The following is an 8757-nucleotide window of genomic DNA, read 5'->3' on the forward strand; positions in this document are numbered from 1 at the left end:
TGATTTACTCTGAACCTTTTGTTCTTGTATCTATTCTACTGTAACTGATTTAGCGAGGTTACGTGGTTTATCGACATCATTACCTCTGTGAAGTGCTGCATAGTACGAAATTAACTGATAAACTACTACAGATACTAATGGTGTCAGCATTTCATGAACGTGAGGGATAACATAAGTGTCACCTTCTTGTTCTAGTCCTTCCATGGCAATCATACAAACATTGGCACCACGTGCTGCAACTTCTTGTGCATTACCGCGGATGTTTAGGTTTACATTCTCTTGTGTTGCCAGTGAAAAGACTGGTGTACCGTCTTCAATCAATGCGATTGTACCATGTTTCAATTCTCCACCAGCAAAGCCTTCTGCTTGAATATAGGAGATTTCTTTAAGTTTTAAGGCGCCTTCTAAGCCGACATAATAATCCATTGTTCTTCCGATAAAGAACGCATTTCTAGTCGTTTCTAAGAAGTCTTTAACAATGCCTTCAATTGTTGATGCATCATCGATTACTGAAGTAATCGCTGTCGTCACTTTACCAAGCTCTGACATCAAGTTTAAGTCGCTCTTTCTACCAAGTTCTCTTGCTGTCACAGCTGCAACAATTGAAAGTACTGCTATTTGTGCAACATAAGCTTTAGTAGATGCTACAGCAATCTCTGGACCTGCATGTAAGATTAAAGTCTGGTCCGCTTCACGTGAAAGTGTTGATCCAGGTACATTCGTAATCGTAAGAGCCTGATAACCTTTTTCTTTAATATCCACTAATACTGCACGACTGTCGGCAGTTTCACCTGACTGTGATATAAAGATGAATAGTGGATTTTCTGAAAGTAATGGTGTGTTATACACAAACTCAGATGCAACATGTACTTCGGTTGGTACACCTGCCCATTTCTCGATATATTCTTTACCAATTAAACCAGCATGGTAACTCGTTCCAGCAGCGATAATATATAAGCGATCTGCATCATTTAGCTGTTTGATGATGGCATCATCAATTTTCAAGTTCCCATTTTCATCTTGGTATTCTTTAATAATTTTACGCATGACTTGAGGCTGTTCATTAATTTCCTTAATCATGTAATGTGGGTAAGTGCCAAGTTCAGCATCACTTGCATCAATCTCGGTAATATAAGATTCACGTTCGATTACTGTACCTTCAAGATCATGAATAATCATTTGATCTTTCATGATTTGAATCACTTCACCATCCATTAATTCAACAAATTCATTTGTTAATCTAAGCATCGCCATCGCATCAGAAGTGATAACGTTAAACCCGTCACCCTTTCCTAATAGTAATGGTGATTTATTTTTTGCTGCATAGATTGTATTATCATCCTCATTGTCTAATAGCCCTAATGCATATGAACCATGTAACAATGATAAAGTTTTCTTGAATGCTTCTAAAGTAGATGAACCTTCCGCTGCAAATTTAGCAATCAACTGCACGATGATCTCTGTATCAGTCTCAGACACTAATTCTACATCTGATAAGTAGTCTTCTCTTAACTGTACATAGTTCTCAATAACACCGTTATGAACAAGTGTAAAACGCCCATCGTTACTCTGGTGAGGATGAGAATTGACGACACTTGGCTCCCCATGAGTTGCCCAGCGTGTATGTCCAATCCCCACTTGACCAGAAAAATCTGCGTCAACTTGTTTTCTAAGGTCAGCAATACGGCCTTTTTCTTTAAATACTTTAGTCTCAGAGTCACCTTTAACTGCGATACCCGCTGAGTCATAACCACGGTATTCTAGCTTCTCTAGACCGTGTAATAGAATTTCCTTAACATCATTTGTTCCTATATATCCAACAATTCCACACATAAAAATACTCCTAGTCTTAATTAATGTTTTGTGGAATATCTGCTCTGTCAGATCGATCACTCGATAGTTTTAACAGATAAACTTACGAATACTTTAGTATCCGGGACAGCATCCGCCGAATGTTCGATAACTGTCCTCCTCGTCAGCAGTTAATACTGCTCTGGCGCTATTCCGATTTAAATAAAGTTTCCCTCCTTTTTACTGTCAGAATAAAAGTGTAAATTATATGGCGAAATATTACAAGATTTTTTTACCTATTTATACCATATATATTATTGTTCAATAATTTCCTTAACTCTACCAACAATACCGCCTTCTAATCTCACTTTTATACCATGCGGATGGTTTCTCGAATTTGTTAAATGTTTTTCAACGATGCCCTCTGTCAATTCTCCTGTACGCTGATGATGCTTTTGCACGACTTTGACATGACTACCTACTTTAATATTCGCTCGATTTCTATGATCCATCATTACGACTCCTTTAAGTTAAATTCATTTAACAATGTTATGTTTCTGTTTATAAAAAGTTATTTTTATATCTAGTTTAATGATATAATACCTTTATAGGAGGCACATATCATGAAGGGAAAAACTCATGTGATCGGCGGTGTCACTCTTGGTTTAACCGTGGTCCATCTCACAGATCTGGATCCAGTCGTTGTTCTAGCAAGTAGCTTAGTTGGATCACTCATTCCAGATATTTGTCATAGTGGAAGCAAAATTGGAAAGCGGATGCCAATCTTATCAAGAATAATCAACTTTGTTTTTGGACACCGCTCTTTTACTCATAGTATAGTATTTTGTTTAGTCATTCTGTTTCTAGCAGACTTTTTATTTAGCAACACAGCTATAAAGACTGGGCTTCTTTCAGGTATCATCAGTCATTACATATTAGATATGGCTACAAAAAGTGGGATCCAATTGTTCTTCCCCTTAAACTTCAAAGTTCGATTTCCATTAACCACCCGCACAGGAAGTTTTGTAGAGAACATTATCTTCTCTATACTATCTTTAATCTCTCTCTATTTAGGATTTCAAGTGCTAAGTACAAACTTTTCATCTTTCATTAATAATCTTACACCTTAAATTTTACATAAAAGTGGTCCGGACATTCATTCCGGACCACTTATCATTTATGTTTATTTATCTAAACCCATTTCAGCTTCTACAACTTTTGCAATTGTTTCACTATACTCTGTAGCTAATTCTTCAGTTTCTGCTTCCACCATTACACGTACTAATGGCTCTGTTCCTGATGCACGAACAAGAATACGGCCGTTACCGTTCATCTTATCTTCAACATCTGACATGACAGCTTTAACCGCTTCATTATCTGTTACATGGTGCTTGTCTGTTACACGAACGTTAACAAGCTCTTGAGGGAATGTCTCAACCTGAGCTGCAAGTTCACTTAACTTCTTACCAGAGTCTTTAATAATTGCAGCAAGATGAATACCTGTTAATAGTCCGTCACCCGTTGTGTTATAGTTCATCATCACGATATGTCCTGACTGCTCTCCACCAAGAGAATAGCCACCTTCACGCATCTCAGCAACAACATATCTGTCTCCGACTTTTGTCTTATCAGATTTCATGCCATGTGCTTCTAATGCTTTATAGAAACCAAGGTTACTCATTACCGTTGATACGACTGTATCGTCTTTGAGTTCACCTTTTTCTTTTAGTGATTGAGCTAAGATGAACATAATCTTATCCCCATCAACGATATCTCCATTTTCATCTACAGCAATTATTCTATCGCCATCACCATCAAAGGCTAGACCGAAATCACATTCTTCATTTTTCACTAATTCTTGTAATCTCTCAGGATGTGTCGAACCTACATTTGCATTGATATTGGTACCATCTGGGTTTGAACCGACTGTTGCTGTCTCCGCTTCTAAGTCACCAAATAAGTATGGGCCTAGGTGATAAGTCGAACCATGTGCACCATCAATACCGATTTTCAGGCCATCAAAGTCTGTGTTAATTGTTGATTTAAGGTATGAAAGGTATTTTTGACCGCCTTCAAAATAGTCAGAGATTGTACCCACATTAACACCAGTTGGTCTTGGAAGATTATCACCTTCACTATCGATTAATGCTTCAATCTCATTTTCTTGTTCATCTGTTAACTTAAATCCATCTGGACCGAAGAATTTAATGCCGTTATCCTCAACTGGATTATGTGATGCAGAGATCATTACTCCAGCGTTCGCTTCCATATCTTTAGTTAAGTAAGCCACACCAGGAGTTGTAATGACACCGAGTCGCATCACTTCAGCACCGATTGATAATAGGCCAGCAATCAAGGCAGATTCAAGCATCTCACCAGAAATACGTGTATCTCTTCCTACGAGTACACGAGGGTGTTCTTGGCCTTCTCCAAGTAAAGTGTAACCGCCGTAACGGCCTAATTTAAAAGCAAATTCTGGCGTTAATCCTTCATTAGCAATACCTCTTACACCATCAGTTCCAAAATACTTTCCCATAATAGTCTCCTTTTTGTAAGTCCATGTTAATCATTTTCAATAGTGACATCTGCTTCCAGCACTGCCGGTTCACTCTTTGTCACATTTTCTGGTAATTCTATTCTAACATCTTTTGTACCCGACGATGACATTCCCTCAACATCAACCTCAGCTGTTAGTGAGTTGATAGAGTCCAAGGTTTCCTTATCACCGAATATTTCTATTGTATCATGGTTTAATTCTACATCAGATACCGTATGTCCGCTATATGGTTCACCAACCGTTTCTTGATACACAGGTACACTTTTAGAGAGTTCTTCAACTTCAATTTCCACTCTTACAGTTTCTGGTTCGATGACGACATCTAACTTATTGTACTGAGCATCAAAAGCACTCACCTCTGCCTCTTCTACTCTCTCCTCAGTAATACTAGAAGTGTCTGACATCATGGCACGTACATATTGTATACGATTCATCGTGCTTTCTCCACCACTCACTGTCACTGTGGAAGGTTCTACATTGACTGAATCCAGTTGATAACTAGAACCCACCCTGCCGTCACTCACTTCTGCTTGAACTTCAAAAGTTTGTGATACTAGGTTTTGTATTGTAACATTTGTCGTTTCAGGCTGTACAGTTGCATTGACATTCTCAGGTAGGCCGTTTACTGTGAAGAACACTTCGTGCTCTCCTGGCTCTCTATTTCTAAGGTCTAAGGTCACTTCAAAGTTTCTCGTCGCCTGTAATCTTTTCACATTTGAACTCGAACCTGATAATTCAACTGTAACCTCTTGTGGGACACCAGAAACATAATATTCTTCTTCATCATAAAGTAATTCAACTGGTACGGATTCAACAAATTCGGCATCTTCATTTGTATTTTCGTCATCACCAAATATGTTTGCCTCATCGAAGATGTTATTTGCATTAAAGAACATCAAGATTGCTAATAAAAGTGCAACAATACTTACTCCAACCTTACTTTCTAGCAAATATACCGCCCCCTTCCTTAGATGAAGCAGCGACTAACCACTGTTCATGGAGTAGTTTTTCAAGTGTATCCATGTCAAGTTCTTTGGTCATTTTACTGTCGTATGTAACAGACACATTCCCTGTCTCTTCAGATACGATAATCGTAAAAGCATCGGTCACTTCCGATATTCCTACAGCAGCTCTATGTCGTGTCCCTAAGTCTTTTGCGATCTTATTGCTTTCAGAAAGCGGTAAATAACTACCTGCAGTAGCGATTTTATCACCTTGAATAATCATTGCACCATCATGTAACGGTGTATTCGGTATAAAAATGTTAATAAGAAGTTGTGAGGAAATCTCTGAGTTTAATGGCACACCTGTTTCGATGTAGTCCTTTAACCCCGTTTCTTTTTCCATCACTATTAAAGCTCCAATCCGCCTTTTAGCCATATACCTTACAGCGGTGAGCATATCTTGTACAAGACGTTCCTTAACTGCAGCTTCGTTTTGTCCATTGGATCTAAATAGACTTCCACGCCCGAGTTGTTCTAGGGCTCTTCTTAGTTCAGGTTGGAAGATAACGATTACTGCTAAGAAACCCCATTGTAAAACCATATCAAACAACTGAGTTGTCGTTGTTAGATCGAAAAAATTACTAATTGCCCGCCCAATTATTATGAAAAATATCCCTTTGATTAGCTGAACGGCTTTTGTTCCTTTGATGACGGTAAGTATTAAGTAAAATACATACCAAACGATAAGCACATCGATAATACTTGTAATTACAAAGGAAGTAGAGATATTTTCAAAAAAGTTGGCTGTGTCCATAATGATTATCCTTTCTATTATGTTATAAGCCACCTAATCTCTCTGTTAACTCGCGATATACTACTGTTATTTCAGGTATGACTGAAGTATCTAACTCATTGTTAACTAATTGTTTAAATAAGGCATCTGCTTCTTTAACCTTATCCATTTTGAAATAACAATAGGCTTTTAAAACTAATAGTACTTCATCATCTGTTGTAGTCAGTATTTCTAGTGCATCATTATAACGCTCAATCTTAACCAAACAGAGCACTTTTAGCTGTTCAATTTCCAAGTCTTTATAGTGGATACCTAGTCTTGTAGAAATCAGTTCTATATCTGTAATGATTCTGTGTGCAGTGTAATACTGTTTAAATATAATATAACATTTTACAAGTGCATAGCGTAATTTTAAATCTGAAATATTTAATTCATCAAACTTCGTTAACATGTATAAAGCATCCTCTAAAATATCGATTGCTTGATCTGTTAACTTATCAATCACCAGTAAATCCGCCTTCAATAAGACTGCGTTAATATAATGTTGATTCACAGCCACAGTAGATAGTTGTTTCAATGCCTTATCTATATTCGTACGTGTACGTTTACTATCACCGAGATGACGGTAATACTGAGCATATATCAGATGAATTCGACCACTATCTGGCATAGGAATATCTTCAATCTGTTCATATTCTTTATCGATAAAATATTTCACAGATTCAAAGTCTCCATGTTCAACCTTCAATTCATAGTGACCTATTTCTCTAAGTATTTCGAAATTATTATATTTAAAATGAGATACTTCAGTCATGAAATCATTTACAGTACAATTCAAACGCTTGCTTAACTTAACCAATACATTTGTTGATGGTTGAACAGTACCTTTTTCAATCAAACTTAAATATGTGCGGGAGATGATTCCCTCAGCGAGCTCTTCTTGCGTCAGATTATTATTGTTTCGTATTTCTTTGATTCTTTGACCTATCATACTCATCCCCCTAGTACTTAACATTTTAATAATACCAAATCCAATTTTATGTAACAAACAATCATATAAATGAAATCTTGATTAATTGACGGGGTTTACTTTTTACATGATAATAAAAGAAAACATTGGAGGATACAATGAAGAATTTGCTCGTTATAAAAGACCTAGAGCAGCTCAAGTCAATTAGCGATCCGTTTAGAATGAAACTCCTTGCCATGATGTCAGAAGAAGCAAAAACTGGTCAGATGCTTGCAGACGAACTTGAATTGCCACGAGCTAAAGTCCACTATCACCTCAGCCAATTGTTAAAACACGGTATTATAACCATCTCACATACAGCAGAAAAGAAAAGCATTTTACAAAAGTTTTACATTCCTAGTGCAAAACATATTATTGCAGATATGAATATACTCAATTATAAACCATTATCCGAACATTCGGACCCGCACGTCTATCAATTAAAATTAAATGATTACTCCTTTAATGCCCTGAAGGAGTATCTTAAAAACCTAAATAATGAAGAAAACGACACCGATACTTCTTCTTATCTCATTAATATCGTAAAAACAGAAGATAAACTGATTTAGTAATATATAACAAGAAGCTATGGAAATCCGTCTTCCATAGCTTCTTTACTACCTATAATAACCTTTTCCCGAATATAAACGATGCGATTTCTACAGCTTTTTTAGCAGTATTATTTCCCTTATCAAGAAGGGGATTAACTTCCACTAAGTCACAAGAAACTAGACGATCAGATGCACTTAGTATTGTTAATGCCTCGAGTAATTCAGCTAGAAAAAGTCCCCCATTGACCTTCGTACCTGTCCCTTCTATTTCCAAAGGATCTAAACTATCTACATCTAATGATAGATGAATGGCATCACAATGCTCTAAGGAATCTAAAGCTTTTTTTATGACAACAGTCAAACGCTCGGTTCTCACATCTGACATAGTGTGACATTTAATATTTTTTTCTTTAATGTAAGCCTGCTCGCCAGAGTCTAAGTCTCTCGCTCCTATAAAGACAATATTTTCATGTTTTAACTTTGGACCACTTTTATGTACATCAACCAGCTGTTCATGCCCCTCACCTAATAAGACACCTACAGGCATACCGTGTATATTACCACTTGGTGACGTTACGCTACTATTGATATCCCCATGCGCATCAATCCAAATTACCCCTAAGTTATCATAATGATGACTAATGCCACTAATTGAACCAATAGATAAGCTATGGTCGCCTCCAATTATAAGTGGGAACTGCTTATTACTTACACTCTCATCTACCACAGAGGCAAGTACTTGACTATAATCTAATACTTCACTCAGATTGATTAAGCCATTTTTATCTTTTTCATTACCGTTCTCTTTCCATACCCCATATTGTCCAACAACATTCCCCTTATCGGTTACTTCATGGCCGAGCTCAGTCAATCTCTCTATTAAATGTTCAAAACGTAAAGCATCTGGACCTAAAGCAACACCTGGTCTTGGTTGTCCAAATGATGTTGGCGCACCGATCAAATCAATATTTACCACTACAACTCCTCCATATCTAAACCCCTTTGTTATACAAATATACTAAAGAAAGCGCTTTTATACAAGTACTTATAAATATTAAATTTGAACTAAATTTATGTATAAATAAGACACTTGCAAAAGCAAGTGTCCAAGA

Annotated in this window: 9 protein-coding genes; 2 read left to right on the forward strand and 7 right to left on the reverse strand. The window is 36.9% G+C overall.

The annotated features are described in order from the left end of the window. Positions 1 to 30: 30 nt before the first annotated feature. A complete protein-coding gene (gene glmS / locus V6E76_RS09140) occupies positions 31 to 1833 on the reverse strand; it encodes a glutamine--fructose-6-phosphate transaminase (isomerizing) (RefSeq protein WP_026866979.1) in 1803 nt (600 codons plus the stop codon). Positions 1834 to 2105: 272 nt separating this feature from the next. After that, positions 2106 to 2303, reverse strand: coding sequence for a YwbE family protein (locus V6E76_RS09145; protein ID WP_247352199.1), 198 nt, complete (start codon positions 2301 to 2303; stop codon positions 2106 to 2108). Between the two features lie 111 nt (positions 2304 to 2414). On the opposite strand from V6E76_RS09145, the gene V6E76_RS09150 reads away from it, so the two are divergent. Next, complete coding sequence (locus V6E76_RS09150; RefSeq protein ID WP_026866981.1) at positions 2415 to 2921, forward strand: metal-dependent hydrolase; 507 nt, start codon at positions 2415 to 2417, stop codon at positions 2919 to 2921. Between the two features lie 53 nt (positions 2922 to 2974). Here V6E76_RS09150 and glmM read toward each other — a convergent pair whose 3' ends face one another. The 4 genes from glmM to V6E76_RS09170 are packed head-to-tail and all read right to left on the reverse strand — an operon-like array spanning position 2975 to position 7076. After that, positions 2975 to 4327: a phosphoglucosamine mutase gene (glmM, locus tag V6E76_RS09155; protein ID WP_247352198.1), complete on the reverse strand. Its 1353-nt coding sequence runs from the start codon at positions 4325 to 4327 to the stop codon at positions 2975 to 2977. Positions 4328 to 4353: 26 nt separating this feature from the next. Then, positions 4354 to 5298, reverse strand: a complete 945-nt coding sequence (locus V6E76_RS09160; protein WP_247352196.1) for a CdaR family protein — start codon at positions 5296 to 5298, stop codon at positions 4354 to 4356. After that, entirely contained in the window at positions 5285 to 6106 is an 822-nt protein-coding gene (gene cdaA / locus V6E76_RS09165) for a diadenylate cyclase CdaA (protein WP_026866984.1), read from the reverse strand. Before cdaA ends, V6E76_RS09160 begins: the two co-directional genes overlap by 14 nt. Positions 6107 to 6128: 22 nt before the next feature. Then, positions 6129 to 7076, reverse strand: coding sequence for a helix-turn-helix domain-containing protein (locus tag V6E76_RS09170; RefSeq protein WP_051220520.1), 948 nt, complete (start codon positions 7074 to 7076; stop codon positions 6129 to 6131). Positions 7077 to 7213: 137 nt separating this feature from the next. Between V6E76_RS09170 and V6E76_RS09175 the strand changes: the two genes are divergently transcribed. Continuing rightward, positions 7214 to 7663 (forward strand): winged helix-turn-helix domain-containing protein, encoded by a 450-nt coding sequence (locus V6E76_RS09175; protein ID WP_026866985.1) that lies wholly within the window; start codon positions 7214 to 7216, stop codon positions 7661 to 7663. A 52-nt stretch (positions 7664 to 7715) separates the two neighbouring features. Here V6E76_RS09175 and rocF read toward each other — a convergent pair whose 3' ends face one another. Continuing rightward, complete coding sequence (rocF, locus tag V6E76_RS09180) at positions 7716 to 8621, reverse strand: arginase (RefSeq protein WP_026866986.1); 906 nt, start codon at positions 8619 to 8621, stop codon at positions 7716 to 7718. Between the last annotated feature and the right edge of the window lie 136 nt (positions 8622 to 8757).

Origin of the sequence: Jeotgalicoccus huakuii (genome assembly GCF_036665975.1) — a bacterium.
Taxonomy (GTDB): domain Bacteria; phylum Bacillota; class Bacilli; order Staphylococcales; family Salinicoccaceae; genus Jeotgalicoccus; species Jeotgalicoccus marinus.